Source organism: Mucilaginibacter lappiensis (assembly GCF_900155965.1).
GTDB lineage: Bacteria > Bacteroidota > Bacteroidia > Sphingobacteriales > Sphingobacteriaceae > Mucilaginibacter > Mucilaginibacter lappiensis.
This window is the reverse complement of sequence record NZ_FTMG01000001.1, coordinates 237,119-258,999: the sequence shown is the minus strand read 5'-3', so window position 1 is coordinate 258,999 and position 21,881 is coordinate 237,119. Positions and strand designations below refer to the sequence as shown.

General features: G+C 39.5%; 15 protein-coding genes. 4 read left to right on the top strand and 11 right to left on the bottom strand.

What is annotated here, in order from left to right:
- Positions 1–38: 38 nt before the first annotated feature.
- The 10 genes from eboC to BW976_RS00935 form a co-directional block, all read right to left on the bottom strand.
- Positions 39–923 carry a UbiA-like protein EboC gene (gene eboC / locus BW976_RS00980; RefSeq protein WP_245834591.1) on the bottom strand — a complete coding sequence of 295 codons (885 nt, stop codon included), beginning with the start codon at positions 921–923 and terminating at the stop codon, positions 39–41.
- A gap of 1 nt (position 924) precedes the next feature.
- Complete coding sequence (locus BW976_RS00975) at positions 925–1,911, bottom strand: TatD family hydrolase (RefSeq protein ID WP_076369502.1); 987 nt, start codon at positions 1,909–1,911, stop codon at positions 925–927.
- A 10-nt stretch (positions 1,912–1,921) separates the two neighbouring features.
- Positions 1,922–2,788, bottom strand: coding sequence for an EboA domain-containing protein (locus tag BW976_RS00970; RefSeq protein WP_076369500.1), 867 nt, complete (start codon positions 2,786–2,788; stop codon positions 1,922–1,924).
- Between the two features lie 55 nt (positions 2,789–2,843).
- Positions 2,844–3,209, bottom strand: coding sequence for a transmembrane 220 family protein (locus tag BW976_RS00965; protein WP_076369498.1), 366 nt, complete (start codon positions 3,207–3,209; stop codon positions 2,844–2,846).
- 342 nt (positions 3,210–3,551) lie between these two features.
- The gene (locus BW976_RS00960) at positions 3,552–4,778 is read right to left on the bottom strand and encodes a DUF4998 domain-containing protein (protein WP_076369496.1); all 1,227 of its coding nucleotides are present in this window, start codon (positions 4,776–4,778) and stop codon (positions 3,552–3,554) included.
- 28 nt (positions 4,779–4,806) lie between these two features.
- A complete protein-coding gene (locus BW976_RS00955; protein WP_076369494.1) occupies positions 4,807–6,036 on the bottom strand; it encodes a DUF5000 domain-containing lipoprotein in 1,230 nt (409 codons plus the stop codon).
- Between the two features lie 36 nt (positions 6,037–6,072).
- On the bottom strand, positions 6,073–7,983 hold the full coding sequence (locus BW976_RS00950) for a RagB/SusD family nutrient uptake outer membrane protein (RefSeq protein ID WP_076369492.1): 1,911 nt from the start codon (positions 7,981–7,983) through the stop codon (positions 6,073–6,075).
- A gap of 24 nt (positions 7,984–8,007) precedes the next feature.
- Positions 8,008–11,490: a TonB-dependent receptor gene (locus BW976_RS00945; RefSeq protein WP_084191998.1), complete on the bottom strand. Its 3,483-nt coding sequence runs from the start codon at positions 11,488–11,490 to the stop codon at positions 8,008–8,010.
- Between the two features lie 228 nt (positions 11,491–11,718).
- Complete coding sequence (locus tag BW976_RS00940; RefSeq protein WP_076369488.1) at positions 11,719–12,861, bottom strand: FecR family protein; 1,143 nt, start codon at positions 12,859–12,861, stop codon at positions 11,719–11,721.
- Between the two features lie 106 nt (positions 12,862–12,967).
- Positions 12,968–13,555, bottom strand: coding sequence for an RNA polymerase sigma-70 factor (locus BW976_RS00935; RefSeq protein ID WP_076369486.1), 588 nt, complete (start codon positions 13,553–13,555; stop codon positions 12,968–12,970).
- A 445-nt stretch (positions 13,556–14,000) separates the two neighbouring features.
- Here BW976_RS00935 and BW976_RS00930 point away from each other — a divergent pair, with 445 nt between their 5' ends.
- From BW976_RS00930 to BW976_RS00915, 4 genes are all read left to right on the top strand, one after another.
- Entirely contained in the window at positions 14,001–14,612 is a 612-nt protein-coding gene (locus BW976_RS00930; protein ID WP_076369484.1) for a TetR/AcrR family transcriptional regulator, read from the top strand.
- A gap of 142 nt (positions 14,613–14,754) precedes the next feature.
- A complete protein-coding gene (locus tag BW976_RS00925; protein WP_076369482.1) occupies positions 14,755–16,140 on the top strand; it encodes a TolC family protein in 1,386 nt (461 codons plus the stop codon).
- 5 nt (positions 16,141–16,145) lie between these two features.
- Positions 16,146–17,222 (top strand): efflux RND transporter periplasmic adaptor subunit, encoded by a 1,077-nt coding sequence (locus tag BW976_RS00920; RefSeq protein WP_076369480.1) that lies wholly within the window; start codon positions 16,146–16,148, stop codon positions 17,220–17,222.
- Positions 17,219–20,275: an efflux RND transporter permease subunit gene (locus tag BW976_RS00915; RefSeq protein WP_076369478.1), complete on the top strand. Its 3,057-nt coding sequence runs from the start codon at positions 17,219–17,221 to the stop codon at positions 20,273–20,275. Before BW976_RS00920 ends, BW976_RS00915 begins: the two co-directional genes overlap by 4 nt.
- Before the next feature lie 72 nt (positions 20,276–20,347).
- Here the strand turns inward: BW976_RS00915 and BW976_RS00910 are convergent, their stop codons facing one another.
- A complete protein-coding gene (locus BW976_RS00910; RefSeq protein WP_076369476.1) occupies positions 20,348–21,877 on the bottom strand; it encodes a glycoside hydrolase family 32 protein in 1,530 nt (509 codons plus the stop codon).
- Between the last annotated feature and the right edge of the window lie 4 nt (positions 21,878–21,881).

Below are 21,881 nucleotides of genomic sequence, written 5' to 3'. Positions count from 1 at the left end.
TATGGTATTGAGAAGATTTATTAATGAACATGATGAAATCAGGTAACAGCAAAAAGTTTGGACAGCCATATAGATACCGGTAACAAGGCAGCAATGCCTAAAGCCGGATAAATGGAGCTGAAAGTAACTGCCCAGGCAGCATCCATCAGTATCAATGATATAACGCCGGCTTTAACTGCTGCACCAATATTTTTACCTATGGGTTCTTGTATCGCTTTGGTTAATGGTTTAAATATCATCCATGCAAATGGCAATAGAAAAATAAGCGACCATAACCACTGTTGGTTTATAAAGGAAAAATACAAGATGGAACCTATAACTATAGCGTAAAGAATAGCCGCTATATACAGGTTTTTCTGATTACCGCCATGTACTTCACCCCGGCTTGTCATGGTGATAGAAAATATATAAATAACAGGGATAATGGCAAGCCAATAATGGCTATAGAGCATAGCAGGAATTATACTAACACCCAGTAACAGATTTAAACCCCGGCAGATGCCCATACTTAAAGGGCCAAAAAAGGAGTGATGCTTCCCCGCTTTATTATATAATAAAGCAAAAAACGCAATAGCTAAAGCAAATATCCCAGATGTTAAACTATGCAATGCTGCCAGAATTATACCTGTTAAAAGCAGTATCGTACCCAGTAGCGTTGCTTCTGTTAAGGTGACTAATCCGCTTGGTATGGCTCGTTCGGGGCGCTCTATGCGATCTAAATCGGCATCAAAAACATCGTTAAAAACTATACCGCCTCCATATAAGCAAGCTGTTGAAAAACACAGCAATATGATAGAAAGCCAATGACTTGTAACCGTTGCTGTAAACACACCGGCAATGGCCATACCGGCTAATATGTCGGCCACGGAGGTGATGATATTGGCGGGCCTCATCATTCGTAAATAAATGAATAACTTTTTCAACTTAGCTGATAATGATAGAAGATTTATCGATACGTGGTTGCTGCCCTCCGCGTAAAATAGTATTGCCCTCAAATTTTCCGCTTTGATCAATGTTTTTCGAAGTCGCGAAATCAGTCTCATCGATCTGGCCACTTTGTGCAAATGCGGTTATGGCATTGCGATAGGTTATGAGTTCAATATCCAGATCACTCAAGCCACGCATTTTCATCAAGGCGGCAGTTTTAGGAACCGCAAGCGGATCACTGATACCCCAATCAGCGGCTGAGTTGATCATGATGCGTTCCGGTCCATATTGTGTGGCAATATCAACCATGCGTTCGTTACCCATTTTTGTGAATGGATAAATGGTAAAAGCTGCCCAAAAGCCCCTGTCAAGTACTTCTTTAACGGTTTCTTCATTGTTATGATCAACAATTACTTGATAGGGATTCAGGCCATGTTCCAGAGCGATATCCATACTGCGTTGTGTGCCTCTCTTTTTATCGCGGTGAGGGGTATGGATTTGTACAGGCAACCCTGCCTCTTTAGCCAGCTCCAACTGTAGGCGATAATATTTTTCTTCAGCAGCCGTCTGATCGTCAAAACCTATCTCGCCGATACCAACCACGCCATCTTTGTAAACAAACAAAGGTAAAAGCTCCATCACCTGCTCGGCTAAAGCTTCATTATTAGCTTCCCTTGAATTCAAACCAATTGTACAGTAATGTTTGATGCCAAACTGGGATGAACGAAACCTTTCCCAACCGATCAGGCTGCTATAATAATCTCTAAAACTGTCCAGTCCTGTTCGTGGCTGGCCCAGCCAAAATGCAGGTTCAATAAGGGCCACAACACCGGCATCGGCCATTGCCTGATAATCATCCGTGGTGCGGGAGGTCATGTGAACATGGGGATCAAAAAACTTCATCCCTTTTACCAAACTTAAATCAAATGCTTCAAGGGTTTTTCTCTCCTCCTTGTCTTTTTCTATCGAATGACTACAACACATAAGTATATTTTTAATTTATAGATACTTTATCCCAATTTAATGCCTTATCAGTTACTACCGACTTCAATTCAGGAATATTACTTAACCATTGCTTTGCAGGCTCAAAGCCCGATTCTGAGATAGCCAGTGCTATGGCTTCTTTTTCGGCCATATCATCACGAGCAAGCCCAATTTTGATGGCCTCGAAAATTTTTTCGTCAATAAATTTGGCCACCAATCGCCATAATACCGGATTTACTTTACGACCAGCGGCCCATCGCTCACGGGCATAATCACTAAGGATTAATGCCAGCTCTTTATTGGCCCGTTTATCAATACCAATTATTAATGGTACATTTTTTTCGGTAAAAAAGGCTTTTAATATCAGTTGATTCCAGGCGGCTTGATCCAGATATAGTAATGGATACGGGTTATTATACATAATGGCCTCTAAAACGGAGCCGATATTGCTCCGGATACCTTCTGCGCACCGCTTTGTCCATATTTCAGGGTAAGCAAAAAAAGGGAGTGCAGAATATAATGCTACCACCTCATTCATTTCTGCAGACAAAAACAAATTTTCGATGGTTTGATAATATTTGTCTTTATCCGTTGTATCCCATTGTAAAAGCAGCCATACGCGGCATAGCCTGTCAATAGTCCAGTTTTTAAATGGGTTTATAATTGTGTCTGGAGATAGATGAGATTGTAGATTATCTATGGATATGGCCGATTTTCCGGTTTTTCGGGGAATGATCATAAACGCTGTATTGAGGGCGGAATAATCATTAGGCAACTTATTAAATTGTTGAAGCCACAACCAGGTATCAGGGGAAACATTATTTTTAATAATACCTGCCATAGAGGCCTCCATTTTTGCTATATCATAAATAGGCATAAAAAATCAAATCATGGGTGAATAATGAAATGTTACGAATAGGGCAGTGAAATACTTACGTAGCAAAATAATTGATTAACAAAGCCGCTGAAATGATCAATAAGCCAAAAAATTCACGCGTTTGTTCAATATAAGGTTTGGTAGCCTGCATAGTTTCGACCAGGCTTGGCTTCTTATATTTTGTTATCCAGTCGCGCACACCATCTTTAGCAAAAAATAAGATGATAGCATAAATTAAATAAAAAGCCACTAATAAAAGCCATATAGTAGGGTAATATTTACCAAAGACAACTAAACCACAGCTGATGGACGCACTTAAATAGATTGGTACCCAAAGCCAGGGATCAACATCATTTAAATTAAGGTAGGCAAATACCAAAAATGATAAACAAAAAATGATGTTTAGGATAATTAAGATCATAAAGTTTGAATTAATATGGTATGCAACTACGACACTGAAAACCACACATTCAAAAGGCTATGATATTTGGCTTGTTATCGATTGCAAAAGCTAATATGAGGGTAAAAAGTGTGAAATGAAAATTTCAATTTTTTTAGTTGAAATCCAGGCAGATTTTCTTTAGGTTTTGACATTCAAATGTTTGTTTGGGCTCAATATCTGCCAGAGGATGGGATTCTATATTGGAGGGTAGTACGTGAAAAATAAGAACCGACTAATTCGTAGAAGCGTAGTTGCGGTAACAAACAGCGCTCTTAATGCATGGTGTATTAAGAGCGCTGTTTAGTCAACACATTTAATGTATTAATTCAGTACATTATTAAACATGGTTATTTGAGTAATGTTGGTATAGCTTCCCTCGCCATCGGCGTTGTGTTTTACCCTGATGCGGATATAACGTACCGGAGGCGGATTATTATCCAGATCGGTTTTAAAAGGAGCCTGTCCATCGTCGGTTCTTTTAACTTCTTTTAGTAGTTTCCACCCTTTAGAAATAGCTTCGGCCGTCCATCCAGGGTCATTCGGAGCTAGGGTTGTTGCTGCATTTGTTATATCAGCAATACCCCAAACCTCAAAATCATCCGGATTATGGCAGCAATTACGACCTATCTCCTCTACCTTGGTAAGTTTTGTATAAATCTTACCCATATCAAATGTAAGGGTTTGCGGCAAGCGGTTGGCACCATCACTATGAAACAGGTTAGGGAAGCCGTTTGGACTAGTGCTGCCATCCCAAAGCCGGTCAATATCAGTACCTGAATTATACGGGTTCATGTCATTAGGTAGTTTTACCTTTTTGAATAATGATTTATCACAAGGTACACTACCGTCAATTTTCGGAAACACATCTGATTTTGGTGCGTAAAATACATCAATAGCATTACGATCGGGTATATACGAGGAGTTATAGGTAATATCTGTTCCTCCTTTATAATCAGGGAAAGTTATCGAGGAACTATCAGGACTAAGCACCTTTTGTACACTTTGTCCGGCTCTATTGGTATATTTTATAATTGTACCAATATTAATTGTATCGGGCTGTATAAAATTGAGTGTTACGTATCCAGTTTTACTAACAGCATAGGGATTAGTTGCATTGTATCCCCGGTTAAGCAGCGTGGATATATAAATAGGGCCATAAACTTTTGCATTATTCACTTCATATGGAATTGACTTATTGCCTTTAGCATCATAAGAATATATGGTAAAAGAGTAGGTGTATTCAGCAAGCCCTTTGATGACTGTTTTTATGGTATCTGCTTTACCTGAAATATTTACGATTTGCGAATCGGCCTTGTTGTTATAATAAATCACATATTTAGTAATGCTGGGGTCGGTACTTGCCTTCCATTTAAGCCCGATCTCTAAATTACCTGGCTGTACAACAGCGTTTGCCACTGCGCCCGTATACACAATTTCGTGCCCGGTATAATAGTTTTTATAATCATTTCCGAGATTATTCTTCTGGCAACTATAAAGGGTAACCAGTATTAAAAAAATGAATAATATATGATATTTAATTTTTTTCATGTCTTTTATGTTTTAATAAGCGACTGATCTATTGTGGCGTTCCGTAAAATGATAGTTCCATGATGTGAGCGAAATTACCTCCTGACCATGTTTGACCTACGGCTACACGTATAAAATGAACGGCAGGGGCCGAGATAGAAATGTTGAAATTAACACCTGCCAAAACAAAAGCATTATCGGCCGCATTAGTAGCGCCAGGAGGTAAACCTGAAGGTGGGTTTGGATAACGGAAATTTCCCAGATTTGTCCAGTCTCCAACTACAGTGCCTACTGCTGAGGATACAGGTAATTGTGCATCCTGTGGCGAAGCAACATTTGACCCCCACAATGAAAATAGTTTAGGATTACCATGCCCAAAGGCATATTGATCTGGTCTTTCCCATATAATAAAGCGACTTAACTTATAGGTGAGTCCCACATTAAATGTACATACAAAAGGGGGGGTGTGACCAGGGTTGGTATGCCAGCCTGCAGAATTGCCGTCTGTTTTTCCATCCCATAAATTAGGAAGCACCCAACCATACCCGATCTCGGTATCGCTTGGTAAATTATATGGACTGAATTTACTTTTATCAAGCAACTGTTCAAACAACGGTGTTATGCTCTTTTTTAGCGTATCAGAAATGTTGCCATATTTGTCTGTAACATACACTCCAAAACTTCTTGGATCAGTACTATAACCACGTACGGAATAATCAATGGTATCTGCCGTAGTATAATGCTGATCCTGAATTTCCATCGTATTTGTTGCTTTGTTAAACGCCGTAACAATTACTCCAATTTCTTTTTTCAGGGGATTAAATGCTTTTACATTAACTCCTCCAAAGTCGGTTGTCATGGTGGTGGTGGATCTGATGGATATATAAGCAGGTGTTTTAGGATGTACCTTCACCGTAACGGGATCCGACAGTACATCAGCCCTGCTTACGGTATATAATGTTACATCATAATCCTGCTCTTTGGCAAAACCTTCAACGGTTACCGTATCACTGTAATAGGATGATTTTGTTTCTCTTGGCACATTATCCCTGATCTGATATTTTGCCAGTACATAAAGTATATTCTGAGAATTAGGCAACTGGTAAGTGATATATGACCCACCATTATAGTTATTAACTTTAACATTAGTAATTACTCCTGGTTTTGAGTTATCGGTTGAAATAGGCACCCTGGCACCATCATTTCGTTTACAGGAAATCACACTTAGCACCACTGCCAGTAAAAGAAGTAGTAGTGAATAATTTTTAATACTTTTCATAATTTTTCAATTATATGATTGTTATGTTTTTTGATACTACCAGTTCAGATTTTGAACCAGGTTATTATTAATGATCAGGTTATTATCTGTTATTGGCCACAAATAGTTTCTGACATTAAAAATTGGTGATACCAGGGTTCGCGGCCGGTAATAATTTGCTGAAGAAGCTTCAAAAATATTCCAACCCTGCAATGGCCTGCTCAGTACACTTTGCAGCTCTTTCCAGCGACGCAGATCCCATCCGGGCTCACACTCAAAAGCTAACTCTATCCTGGTTTCCTGGTGTATTATGTCACGTAAACCATTCTGTGAAGCATATTTGCCAGGGTTTGTCGAAAAGTTTGACCAGGCGGTAACCACACCCGGCAACCCAGCCCTTTGACGTACTTTGTCAAGCCATGGGACAACCTCGGCGTAAGTTTTACCTTGCTCGTTCAATGTTTCGGCATAAAGCAGATATAAACCAGCCAACCTGATAAGTGGTAAATGAAAATCAGCAATGGTGTAACCATCGTCATAAACGGTTAAATAATTTACCAATTTTTTAGGCCAGTAACCCGTAATGTTTAGCCTTACGTTATCTGTTGGACCTGAAAGGGCTGCACTGCCACGCCCCTGAATATAATATAGAGTTTCCTGATTGACCATGCCATTGCCAAACCATATACCTCCGTCGAAACCCAGATCTGCATAAAATCTTGGTTCGCGGTCAAAATGCGCTTTAACAGTTTCGTATCCATTACCTATATAAAACCTATTTGCATTATCGCCTGTTCTTATGGTATAGCGATTGGCATAATCCCACGTTTTGTCCTCATTAATTGGTACACCATTATGAGTATAAAATAACTCTTGCTCAGAGATTGGTACTGCAAAAGTACCCTGGAATGAAGGGTTGGCAGCAGCCTTAGCGGTTAGCCTTGGGCCACAATAAGTTTGATCTGGAAAAGTTGGATTCAGCGCCCATATTAATTCGGTATTAACATCCCATTTTTCGGTTATGGAAGTTTGCAAATCCAAAACAGTTTTTAATGAGTCTGAAAGTTTGGTAATGTTTGCCGGCGCTATAAAAGTGTGTAGTTTGGCGCCATTTGTTTCGCTAACGTTAATTGCTGCAAGGCAGGCAGCAGCAGCTTTATCCCACTTTTTAGCGTCATAAGTTGAACTAAAGAGTGCCTGTCCATCCTTGTTTTTTACGCTGATATAATCTGGATTACCATTAAACAAAGGGCTTGCAGCAGTTGCCAGTACCTCTGCTTTTACAGAGAGTGCAATAGGTGTGGTTACGCGGCCAAGCTCTTTTGCCTGGTTTAATATTACCGCAGGCAAATCAGGGGCAGCCTGGTCAAGCAATCTGACTATATAATTCACTACAGAATCTACCGGAGCTCTTTTTACTTTTACGGCCTCTGCAGAGCTATTGATCGGAAGGTTTACGTCAATAATTGGAACTGCCCCGTATAGCCTGAATAGGTAAAAATGATAATAAGCTTTCAAAAATTTTACTTCAGCTATCCACCTTTTCTTTTCATCCGGGCCAAGATCAATAGGCTTATCAATGTTTTCAAGCATAGTATTACATCTTCTTAATGCTTGAAAAATAGCTTGCCCGCCATTTGATCCATCCCAATAATTAAGCCCGGGATTAGCACTGTTCTGTGTACCTCTGATTAAATTAAAGCCTGTTGGGTCAATGCCTTGATTATCTGTAAGGTTATTGGGGAAAATGATTTCTGATGAAGTGGTAAAACCGGCATCGTTTTGAACATATGTTAATTGCTGTATGGTGGAATAACAGGAAAATAAATAATTCTCAGCTTCATTACGGTTCCTGAAAGCATAATCGATCGTACCAACATTCTCAGGAGTAACATCGAGGTATTTTTTACATGACACACAAGTTAAAGCTAACAGTGCCATGTAAAAATATTTGTAGTGTGATTTCATATTTCAAGTAATAGTCAGTTAATATTAAAGGTTGATATTTAAACCCACGTTGAACACCTTTTGAACTGGGTAGGCAAACGCATTGCCACCTTGTTCAGGATCCCATAATTTGAAGGGGCTCCAGGTTAACAGGTTTAATCCGTTAAAATATATCCTTGCATTTTTTAAGGATAGGGCTTTTAATAGGCGTGCTGGTAATGTATAACCAATTTCCAGTGATTTAAGCCTCATAAAGCTGCCGTCGCGTAACCACCATGTGCTGTTTTGCCTGTTATTTTCTATTACACCACCATTTGGCCCAAGCCTTGGATATAATGCATATAGGTTTTGATTATCTTCAGACCAATGGTCATCGGCGTAAGCTTTTAGCAATGCCGTATTTCCGGTAAAGTATGAATCCGGGCTTTTGATAAATGGCGCTGTCCGGGCAGGATCAATAAAGAATGATACGTTTGCTTGTCCCTGAAAGAAAGCAGAAAGGTCAAAGTTTTTAAACCCTGTGGATATACCAAAACCATAAACTATTTGCGGTACTGTTGGATATCCGATAAAAGTTTGATCGGCAGCATCAATTTTACCGTCACCATTCAAATCGCGGTATTTAATATCGCCACCCTGCGGAGGTGTTCCACCAGTGCTAAATATTTGTGAAGGTGAGTTTTTCGCTTCATTATCATCTACAAATAAACGTTCTGCTATATAGCCGTATGCCCGATTAAGCGGTTGTCCGATAATGTTGCGGTACCCCTCTTTGTAGTCGGGCTGTTCATACTGTGTATATTTATTGGTAGAGTATGTGAAGTTTCCCCGGGCAGATAACCAAATGTCTTTGGTAAGCGATTGTTTTCCATCTACAGAGATATCGATACCTTGTGATTGTACCTTGCCCACATTGGCAGATATACCAGATTCAAGGCCCATTGTTGATGGTATAGAGGAGCGATCTTGTAGTATATTGTATTTGTCGTTTCTGTAAATTTCGGCTATAACATTAAACTTTTTAAATAAGGTAAATTCAAGGCCAAGGTTAGTCTGCTTTGAGGTTTCCCATGTCACATCATCATTCTCATAACTATTGATCCTAACCCCGTTATGGGAGTACGCGTTATTTGTTCCAAATGAAGCAGAGTTACCTCCATTAAGATTTACGTCTGATAGATAAAAGAACCTTTGACTTCCAATCTGGTCGTTACCCACCAACCCATAGCTGGCACGTAGTTTAAAGCGATCAAACACATCATACAGATCACCCCAAAACTTTTCATCAGATATGATCCATGAAGCACCTATTGTTGGGAAAAATCCAAACCGGTGATTTGCCGAAAATCGTTCGGATCCGTTATATCCAAAGTTAAACTCAAGGAAATACCTGCTCTTGTAGGAATAGGTAGCACGTCCCGCCACCGTTAAGTTACGGTATGGTAATGAATATTGTAAACTATAGGTATTAGTGCGCGGATCAATATTATTGGAATATAATTGTTGTTGGCGGGTGCCTATTAAAGAAGCACTGACATTGTTGTTTTTTCCGATCGACCTGTTATAATCCAGTACACCCTGGAAATAAACAAAGGTTTGCAGGTTATCTGAATAAGGGTCGCGGGAGTAGGAAAGATATTCCTGGGCTTGTCCGGGTTGCGAGTTTATCCAGAGTAATGTGTACTGATTGGTTGTCTTATCATAATTTTGTGTAGTATAATAAAAGGGATTATAATAAAGCTGCGATCTGAAGTATGCATACCTGTTGGTACTGAAGATGCCATGGAAATTCAGTCCGGATGTAAGGAAGTCTAAATTTTGATTTAGTTCCAATTGCGCAAGCATCCTTGATTCCGAAAAGTTTTGATGTCCGGAAAGGAGGGAAGCATACGGGTTGATATATTGAGTAGATCCTAAGCCCCCGTTTGAAGCGGCTGTATTACCGAACAAAATGTGTTTAGTACGAAGATTGGCAGAATCGGGTGGAAAATAAGCTGGAAAATCAACCGGACTGGTATGCATTACCAAGTTGTAAAGATCGGTCTGGAAGTTTGCATCGTTGGTGCGGGGGCCGTTATACTCATTAAAGGTGCCCGCTAAACGTACAATCAGCTCGGTTTTATCGGTTATATTAATGTTGACGTTAGAGCGTATCTGGTAATTTTGAAACTTAACATTATTGTTATTATTATTTCTGATATCAGTTCTCAAAATACCGTTATCATTATCATATGAACCGGCAACATAGTAACGGGCAACACCACCGCCACCTTGTACACTTAAATTACCCCGTTGTGTACTGGTACGGTTTTTAAATAGCATGTCGAGCCAGTTAACTGCCGGGTATACATATTGGTTACTTCCCGGTGCGTGATTGATAGTGGCTTCTGTATTTAATATTTTGTTCTGGTCATAAGGTAACGGGTCTAAAGGATAACGGGTGCGTACGGCTTCATTAAAGAGCTTCATGTAAGTAATTGGATCGGCCAGCTGGAGGGTTTTGACAGATTGCGATGAGGCGTTTTCAACCCTGAAATTAATCTGCGATTTACCTGTCTTACCTTCTTTTGTTTTAACCAGGATAACACCGTTACCACCGCGTGCCCCATACAAGGCGGTAGCACTCGCATCTTTTAGTATAGAAAAGCTTTCTATATCATCAACATTTAAACGGGCCAGATCGGATGCGGTTAACTCAACGTTATCTATCAGTATCAAAGGGCTCTGCCGGTAACCGAAGGTAGTAACACCCCTGATAAAGAATGTTGAGTTATCTACCCCAGGCTGCCCACTGGGCTGATAGGCTATAACCCCTGCAACCTGGCCTGCTAATGCATTGGTGAGGTTACTGGCGGGTATTTTTAAATTGCCTGGTTTTACTGTGGTAACAGAGCCAACAATGGCCTCTCTTCTTTCCTTTTTTCCATAGGCGGTAACCACTACCTCATCAGCTTGTTGTACATCTTCTTCCAGTGTAACATTAAAGAGCTTGGTTTGAGGTGTTACTATAAAAGTCTGCGATTTAAAACCTACAAAGGTTATTTTAATTGTAGCACCTTCTTTCACATCTAAAATAAACTTACCGTTAATATCTGTTACTGTACCTTGTTTGGAATTACCCACAACAGAAATACTTACTCCTGTTAACGGCACTCCCTTACTATCTTTAACTGATCCTGTTACAGTAATATCAGCTAATATTGATGTGTTTGTGCTAAAAGCCTCCACACCAGCTGCCTCTTTAGTAATGATGATGGATTTTCCATCAATAATGTAGGATAGTTGTAAATTTTTAAGAGCTGTTTTAAGTACGTCATCAAGAGGAGTGTTCTTGAAATTAACATCAAGGGTATAAGTTTTTTGTGATCCCTTTGGCGACCAAAAAACGTTGTATCCTGTTTGCCTGTTGATTTCACTGAACAACTGTTTCAGCGTAACATCATTTTGTTTATAAGTTATTTTTTGTGAAAAGACCGATGCACTGACCTGCATAAATGCCAGCAGGAGTATAAGGCTCGTTATTTTCATTATAAGAAGGAATTTCTTGGTGTAGCACGAATGCGTACAAATGTTTGTAGTAAAATTTTTGTACATTTGTTTAGGCTGGTTAATGTTAAAATTGTTATCTCCAATAGCATTTTAGTTTAATAAGCTTTAAGATCAGAGACATCGCGAGTGTCTCTGATCATGCTTTTAAACTATTCCTTTTTCGTTAAGTAGAATCTTCCATTTTCTTCCCGGTTTAAATTGATTAAGTTATAATTTGGTTTGTTTTGTTTTGGTAACTCTGATAGTAGAGCCTTCAATGATGAACCTGGCACCAGTAGTTTGCTCTATCATTTTTAATAAGGTGGATATATTGGAAAAACGCGTAGTTACAGCAGCTAATGGTTCTTTTTTAACGCTTTCATCCTCATATATAATTTTTACGTCATACCATCTGGCTATTTGCCGCATAGCTATTTCCAGATCCTCATCATCAAATCTGAAGAATCCATTTTTCCAATCTATAGCGTCACGAGGGTCAACCTCCGATACTTTGAGTGTGGTTGTTAGGTCGGCTTCCTGCCCTGGTTTTAGTGTTGTGTTTTTATCTCCTGCGGTAACTTTAACGGCTCCTTCTAAAAGCGTGGTTTTGGTACTGAGCTCATCGGGATAGGCATTCAAGTTAAAGTGAGTGCCCAAAACCTCGACCAATTGCTTGTTGGTCACCACTTTGAAAGGTATATTTTTATTATGTGCCACTTCAAAGTAAGCCTCACCACTTAGCTCAACCTTTCTTTCTTTAGATGAATTAAAACTTACCGGATATTTCAAGGATGAAGCGGCATTCAGCCACACGCGGGTTCCATCAGGCAAAAGCAGCTGATACTGTCCTCCTCTTGGTGTTTCTATCGTGTTGTATTGTATAGAGCCATCATTAGGTGTACCTGAATTAGCGCTATATATTAATTGATCATCAGCCGTTTTAATGATCTGACTTCCTTTTTGCTGTGCTATTTTGCCGTTTTTAACGTCGGCTAAGAATATTTTTTTCCCATTGGCTAATACCAGGAAGGCTTTATTACCGCCAGGTTTAATTTGTTGGTTAAGTGCGGTTGTTGAATTTACGTTTTGCTTGTGTTTGCCAACAAAAAAAAAGGTGCCAGCTGATAATATCATTAATATAGATGCCGCAACAGCCCACTTTTTATATCGAAAAGATTTTGATTTTGAAAAGTTGATTTCACTCAGAAGCCGGGTCAATATTTCTTCGCGAACACTGTCTTCGTCCTCCGGAAATTCAGATGTCTCGTTCGAAACTTTATTGTACCAGTTGGTCAGAGCCTGCTTTTCTGAAGCAGTAGCCCGGCCTTCCTGGTGCTTTTGTATTAAGTTATAAATGGTTTGGCGGTTCAATTGGTATTGCGCTTTATAATGGTATGTTACATGAAAAACGTTTTACCCTATATCCTCTTTGAAATAAATTTTAACTTTTATTCAAATGTTACTTAATAGATTAATTTTAAAAGAAGGAACGGTATAATTGAAAAGATATCAATATTAGTCCGCCATATTTCTTGAGACCACCACGGATGATCTTAAGGGCACGTGTAAGATTGGCTTCGACCCCTTTTTCTGTAATTTGCATCTCAGTTGCTATCTCTGAGTTTTTCATGCCGTTTTCACGGCTGTACCGGAAAACCAGGCGGCATTTTTCCGGAAGTTCTTCTACTATACTATCAATATATTGTTGCAGGAAGCGGGCATCTAACTTATCTTCTGTATAAGCCATAGTTTCAAAATCCAAATGTTGCTGCGCTAATTCACTACGACGTTGTTCCTTCTGATAGTAATGATATATACTTAATTTAATGGCTCCGGCAAGAAAAGCAGGTAGATTTCGAATATCAGACAGGTTACATTTTTCCCATAGTGAAATAAATACATCGTGTACAATATCTTTAGCTACAGCGCTATCTTTACAGTGATTCCACGCAATAGCCAGCATTTGTTTCCAGTACCGGTTATAAATTTCGGTAAACGCAGCCTGTTCACCTTTTTTTAAGTGAAAGGTAAGTAGTTCATCAGTATAATTGTTATAATCTGACATATAAGGAGGGGGCCCTAAGCTTGAAAATTTCAATAGGAAAAATTAATAGCCACGAGACAGGGTTACATACAGATCATTCCAATAAATCACATTCCTAGTTTGAGGTAAAGCTTTTCCCATATTTTAATTTTAAATAAATATAAACTATATAATCACGCGCAGCCTCAACCCTAATTATATCCTGAATACCTTTGTTCAGGTAACATATTTAAATTTTAAGCCAATAGTAAAGTCATTGATAATGAGTAAACTACTTTTGCTTGTGACAGTCGAAATTGGTTATAAATGAACAAGTCAGGACGGCTAAGATAATAAAAATCGTTAAATCACAGCCGACTTTTAAATGCTTCCTAATATACTCAAATTGAATGTCTTTAATACATCTGTATAGCGTTATTTGCATACTGAACATTGTTCATTATATTTGCAAGGTATTTTATCATTCATGGGAGTTACAGAAAGAAAAGAACGTGAAAAAACGGAGATGAGGGAGCTGATCACGGCTGCTGCCATGAAAATGTTCCTGGAGGATGGTTATGCCAAAACCTCCATTCGTGGAATAGCGGATGCCATAGAATACAGCCCAGGGACAATTTATTTGTATTTCAAGGATAAGGATGAATTGTTGTATGAAGTACAAGCTGATGCTTATGGGCGTTTACTGGAAGTATTTCAAAAAGAAGCAACCAGTACCGATCCACTCGAAAGGCTTAGCCAAATAGGTCGGGCTTATATTAACTTTGGCTTAAATAACTCCGAGCTCTATGATTTGATGTTTATCATCCGTTCACCTATGAATGTAGACGAAAAACTCCATAAAGTTAACGGAGCCAACTGCCTGAATTTTTTGATAGAGTGCCTGACAGATTGTATCAGTAAAGATCTTCTTCGGATTAATGATGTGCAGCAGGCTACTTTACAAATATGGAGTACTGTACATGGATTGGTATCCCTTCATTTACGCTGCCGTTTGAAAATTATGGTTGAATCGGAGGAGGATGTACCTCAGGTATTGATAAAAACTATGGAAGATTATTTAGCAGCTGTAACAAAATAAAAAAAATTTAGTCTATTAATAAACATCGTTCATTAGATAAACGCTGGATATTACTCCTGTTGACGTAGTAGTATGCCAGGCATTCGATCTTAAGTAGTATTTGAAATAAATTTTTTTGTCTTTTAACTAAACATTGTTCATTATGTATACATTGTTCACAAGGGGTTTAATTCCCATCTTTACTTTTTTGTTGTTATGCCATATAAGTGCGTTAGGCCAAAGCAATCACCAGCAACTTGATGATTACGTGGCCATAGCCTTTACACAAAATCAGGGCTTGAAGGAGCAGCAGTTTGATCTGGATAAAGCCATGGCGGCCTTAAAAGAGGCTCAGGCCATGTATTTACCAACGGTGAGTTTGCTTGGAAGTTATACCCGATCTGCGGGGGGGCGCACCATAGATGTACCGGTTGGTGATCTGGTTAATCCGGTTTATACCGCGCTTAATCAGTTAACCAATTCTAACAAGTTTCCGCAGCTTAAAAATGAATCATTTCTGCTCAACCCCAATAACTTTTACGATGCCAAATTACGCACCTCATTACCATTGATTAACGCCGAGATCCGCTATAATAAGCTCATCAAACAACAGCTTATTACCAGTCAGCAGGCTGCTGTAAATGTTTATAAACGGGCTTTGGTAAAAGATATTAAAACAGCTTACTATCGATACTATCAATCATTGCAAAGCATAGCAACCTATAACAGCGCTATGTTATTGATAAAAGAGAACATCCGGGAAAACGAAAGCATGCTGAGAAATGGTATACGTAATGGCACTGCATTGCTTCGGTCACAAACAGAACAGGAAAAAAATAAATCAGCCTTAATACAGGCACAGCATAATATGAAGAATGCGAAATCGTATTTTAACTTTCTATTGAACCGCTCATTACAGGATTCTATATTGATCGAAAAAGCGACGGTCGCCGATATAGTTACAGCTCCTGATACTACCCTTGGTACCAGCCGTCGCGAAGAAATAAAGCAACTGCGTACGATGCAGCACGTTTATACGCTTGATTATCAATTGCAGAAATCGGGCTTTATTCCTAAGGTTAATACTTTTGTTGACCTTGGTTCACAAGGATTTGATTTTAACATCAATAATAAAACCCGGTATTATTTATGGGGAGTAAACCTGCAATGGGACATTTTTACCGGTGGGCAGCGTAAACATCGTGCCGAACAATCAAGAGCCAACGTAAACGCAACAATTGCCCAGCTTGATCAAACCGAGCAATCCTTGCAACTCCAGTTAGATCAAACCTATAATAATTATCAATCTGCTACCGCAGCCTATAAAAGTATTACCGCTCAGTTATTGTTTGCTAGTAAGTACTATAACGACCAGCTAAAAGCCTATCGGGCAGGGCAATTGCTATACCTTGAATTGTTAGATGCCCAAGATCAACTCACTAATGCACGCTTACAAATGGCAGATGCGGAAGCCAATGTACAAATAGCCCTTGCCGAACTTGAGCGTGAACAAGCTACTTATCCCATTAACAATCCTAATCAGAAATAAATTATATGAAAACCTTTAAATATACCAGTTTATTAATGTGCATCCCTTTGATGTACGCCTGCAAATCGCATCCGGTTGCGATCAGTAAAAATGGTGGAGCTGATACCATCCCCGTACAAACTATATTGTTAAAGCAACAGAATAACAGTGCTACCATGGCCGTATCAGGGCAATTTACTACAGATGATGAGGTAATGCTATCATTTAAAACAGGGGGTATCATTAACAGCCTGAATGCAAAAGAAGGCGATGCGGTAAAAAAAGGCCAGCTGCTGGCTACCCTTAACCTTACTGAAATTGACGCGCAGGTACAGCAGGCGGGTCTTTCTGTAGAAAAAGCGCAGCGTGATTATCAGCGTATTCAAAATTTGTATAAGGATAGTGTAGCTACACTGGAGCAATTACAAAATAATAAAACAGTATTGCAACAGGCGCAGCAACAATGGAACATGGCAAAATATAATCGCCAGTACTCAGAAATACGTGCTCCCAAGGATGGCTACATACTACGCAAATTGGCTAATGCCGGGCAATTGGTATCTGCTGGTACTTCGGTATTGCAAACTAATGGGGCAGAAGCCAATAAATGGATTTTACGCGTGGGTATTAGTGATAGTGAATGGGCCAGGTTGCAATTGAACGACCATGCTCAAATTCAAACTACTGCGCTGCCCGGACAAATACTTCAAGGCGTAGTAAGTCGTAAATCAGAGGGGGTGGATGCTGTTACCGGTACTTTTAGTGCCGACATCACCCTCACTAGTAAAAAGCCAAAAGCTATTGCAGCCGGGATGTTTGGTAAGGCTATCATTACGCCCAACCATACAACTGCAAGTGGTGTTGAATGGCAAATTCCTTATGAAGCATTGTTAGATGGTGATGGTGCCAGTGGTTATGTATTTGTAACCGACAACGATAAAACCGCTCGCAAAGTAAAAGTAACTGTTGCGGGAATCAATAAAAACACGGTTACCATTAGTGCAGGATTAGAGAATGCTAAAGCCCTGATCATCTCGGGGTCGGCTTATCTTACCGATAACAGTGCTATAGTTGTTCAATCACCTAAAACTATAGCCAAATGAAAATATCAGAATATGCTGTGAAGAGCAGCCAGTTTACGTTGGTGATTTTTATCATGATTATTGCCCTGGGTATAACTACTATGTTGAATATGCCCCGTTCGGAAGATCCGGAGATGCATCCTCCTGCTTTTTTGGTTATTGTTAATTACCCGGGAACAAGTCCGCGTGATATTGAAGACAGGGTAGTAACACCCTTAGAAAAAACAATAGGTGGCTTAGATGATATTAAACGCATCCGTACCAATATATCCAATGGGGTTGCTGTATTAAGGGTTGAATATAAATACAGCAGTAATATCGACTCCAAGTATCAGGAAATAGTGCGGGAAGTAAATAATAAACGAAGTGAACTTCCTGCGGATATTACGAATATTGAGATTCAAAAACAGCAGCCAACAGACGTTAATGTATTGCAGGTTGCCTTGGTATCAGAAAATGCTCCCCGTAGCTTATTGCAGCACTTTGCTGAGAAACTGCAGGACGAACTGGAGAAGGTATCATCCCTAAAACAGGTGGCAATCTTTGGACTTCCGGGACAGCAGGTTCGCATAGAGCTTGACCTCGAAAAAATGGCGCAAATGCACTTGCCTGTAAGTGCCGTGATTAATAGTTTACATAGTGAAATGGCCAGTGTCCCCGGAGGAAGTATCGATGCTGCACATCTTACTTTTAATATCAAGAGTAATGATTATCGTACGCTTGATGCGGTGAACAGCACGATTGTTTATGCTGCAAACGGTAAAAATATTTTATTAAAAGATATTGCCCGTGTATATTATGGCTATGGCGAAGAAAAGCATATAACCCGGTTGAACGGGCATCGCTGTGTATTTGTAACAGCTGCTCAGAAAGATGGAGAGAATATCAATAAAACACAAGCGGATTATAGCAAAGTGCTCACCAGTTTTAAAAAACTACTCCCCGGTAATATAGACCTTGTGCAAAATTTTGATCAGGCTGATAATGTGAGCAGACGTTTAACCGGTTTAAGTCACGATTTTATTATCGCTATTTTATTGGTTGCAGTTACTTTACTGCCTTTAGGTTTACGTCCGGCTGTTATTGTTATGATCTCCATCCCGCTTTCGCTGGCCATTGGTATTGTGTTACTGCAATTGTTTGGGTTTAATTTAAATCAGTTGAGTATTGTAGGGTTAGTAGTTGCGTTAGGGCTTCTGGTAGATGATAGCATCGTTGTGGTAGAAAACATAGAACGCTGGATGCTGGAAGGGCATAGCCGTCTGGAAGCAACCCTAAAAGCAACTGGCCAGATCGGTAAAGCTGTGGTAGGTTGTACTGTTATCCTGATTATCGCCTTTATGCCATTGGTGTTTTTACCTGAAGGATCAGGCGATTTTATCCGGTGTTTACCACTAGCAGTTATTTTCTGTGTATTGGCATCTATGCTAGTATCCTTAACTATTATTCCATTTTTATCGAGTCGTCTGTTAAAAAATCATACTGGTAATCCCGAAGGGAATTTCCTGATGCGTGCTTTGAAAAGACTGATTCATGGCAGCTATGCCCGCTTGTTGGATAAGGCACTTCAAAGACCATTTTTAACTATCGGCGTAGCTGTTGTATTGTTTGTCTCTGCCATCTATCTGTTTGGTGTTATTGGGTTCAGTTTGTTCCCATCGTCAGAAAAGCCGCAGTTTCTGATAAACATTACTACACCTAACCAGTCAAACCTGCCTTATACAGATAGTGTTTCAAAGGAAATTGAAAAGCAATTAAAGAAAGAGCCACTTATTCAATATTACGCAACCAATGTGGGGCATGGTAATCCGCGTATTTACTATAATGTAAATTCGGAAAATAACCGCAGTGATTTTGCCCAGCTTTTTGTTCAGTTGGATAATGATACCAGACCCGATCAGAAATTAGCCTTAATACAACGCTTACAGCATCGTTGGGCACATTATCTGGGTGCTAAAGTTGAGGTAAAGAATTTTGAACAAGGACCGCCTGTGGTTGCACCAATCGAGGTACGTCTGTTCGGCGATAATCTGGACACCTTGCGGGCTTATTCTTTAAAGGTTGAACAGTTACTGCACCAAACAGCGGGAACCATGTATATAAACAATCCGGTAAGCTTATTAAAAAGCGATATACGCATAGCGGTCAATAAAGATAAAGCACAACAATTAGGCGTAAACTCTTTAGCTGTAGATCAGATTGCAAGATTAGCTGTTACCGGCCTGGACATGGGCACCTATTACAATAATGATAATAAATACGGTTATACCGTTTTGCTTACGCGGGTAAAGGAGGGGCGGCCAAGTATTGATGCCTTTAGGAATCTATATGTAAATAATGCCCAGGGCAATGCCTTACCCCTAAAACAAGTGGCAGATTTGCAATTGGAAGCTTCTCCAGCCGTTATTAATCACCAGGAAAAAAAGCGGGTTGTATCTGTACAAGCCAATGTGCAGAAGAGTTTTTTGGTTAGTCGCGTAATAGATGATGTAACTCAAAAAATGGATAAACTAAAACTCCCGCCTGGTTATAGTTATGAAATGGGTGGCGAGGTTGAATCAAAAAACAACTCCTTTGGTGGTTTTATGAGCATTATCCTGGTCACTGTATTTGTATTTATTGCAGTACTTGTTTTATTATTTAAAACATTTAAAAGTACATTGATCATCCTTTCGGTAATACCGTTAGGTGTGGTGGGGGCTGCTGTTGCACTTTGGGTAACAGGTAATTCGCTGTCATTTGTAGCCATCATCGGACTGATTGCTTTGGCTGGGATCGAAGTGAAAAATACCATCTTGCTGGTAGATTTTACCAACCAGTTAAGACAGCAGGGCAAAGGGCTTCAGGATGCGATCCGCGAAGCCGGCGAGGTTCGTTTTTTACCGATTGTATTGACATCTCTTACTGCCATAGGTGGATTGATTCCGATCGCAACATCTACCAATCCTTTAATATCACCATTGGCCATTGTGCTTATTGGAGGATTAATAAGTTCTACATTGCTATCCAGAATTGTAACACCAATTGTGTACGAGTTGATCCCTCCAGCTATAAAAAGCGATAAAGGAGAATAATAAGTCTGAGATTATAAGGATGCGACAGTCATTATTGTCGTATCCTTATAATTATAGTAATATAGCTTCCAATTATTTATTGGCGTTATTTAGATCCCATACTTTTAAAGATCTAACCATGGTCTTACCGTCAGAAAATAAAGATATGCCGGTAGCGTCCTTATTAGGGTAAATCATGGTTGATATTACTTTTTCTCCGCTGTTACCAAAGACTTCCAGTGACGATTTATCAATCAGTACTTGCATCCGTACAACGCCATTTACAGATCTCATTGGAGCTGTTTGAATTAAGTTCCGTGTATCTTTATTCCCACTTTCCGATCTGGTACAGTCTACATATAGTTCTTTTTTAATGACATCGTAACCAACTGTGATTTTTTGATCGCTGCCCATTTTTTCTGCTACGATAACCCCAACTTTTTTGGCATCGCCCAGGTTAAATTCTACATCTAACCAATTAGCATTATTGTTGAAACTGTTATTCCCAGATAAATCCAAACGCCCAGTAAGCGATATGTCTTCTTTGATAAGCTTTTTACCCTTTGATAGTTTTGAAAGCGAATTACTTATGATGGTTGAGGGGATTTGTATCAATTTCAAACCTTCATCTGTAGTTTTTAAATAAAGATCATGAGGTATTGACATCTGACCTTTCCATGGGTAAGTTTCTTTGCGACCATTTTGGAGCCAGCCTAATAATATTTTTTTATTTCCCGGAGCATCACGCCAGGCTATAGCTGCATAAAAAGCATCACCATAATCAACAGTTAGCACTTTATCCGTAGGATTGTTATTTTTAAATGTAACACCATCAAAATCTCCTATGTAATACTGCATTAATGGCCCATGATCTCCACCAGATGATACAAATAACACCCATTTGACGCGAGTTGGATCCCCGTCAACCGACAGTGGGATGAGTGATGGACATTCCCAACCATTTTTAGTATAACCAGCAGGGCCAAAATCGCTTAGTTTTGTCCATTTCTTCAGGTCTTTTGAACCATAAATGCGTACCATATGCTCATCAACCATAGCAACCGTCATGATCCATTGCTTAGTTGGTTCATACCAAAATACATTAGGATCACGGAAATCGTGCATTTGCAGATCAATAACCGGATTATTTGCGTATAGATTGTAAGATAAAGCATTGTCATTACTATAGGCAATAAACTGTGATTCTTTTTTCTGTTTAGGCTGATCGGCAGTAAAGATGGCAACAATAGGAGCTTGACCATTTAAGCCAAAACCGCTGGTGTTGTTTTTGTCAAGTACTGCAGATCCTGAGTAGATCCAGGTAGTGGTGTCCTTGCTCAAAATTTCAGGAATGGCTACCGGTAAATGTTTCCAATGTATGAGGTCTTTACTCGTAGCGTGGCCCCAGCTCATGTGTCCCCATTTATTTTCAAAAGGATTATGTTGGTAATACAGGTTAAATTCTCCATTTAGGTATATCAAACCATTGGGATCATTGGTCCAGTTGGTCGGGGGCGTAAAATGATAGGTCGGCCGCCATTGCGGTGTAGCTGTTTCTTGTTGGGCAAATGATCTTGAAGATATAGCAAACAGGAGTACGATTATTAATTTAGCTTTATTCATAGTT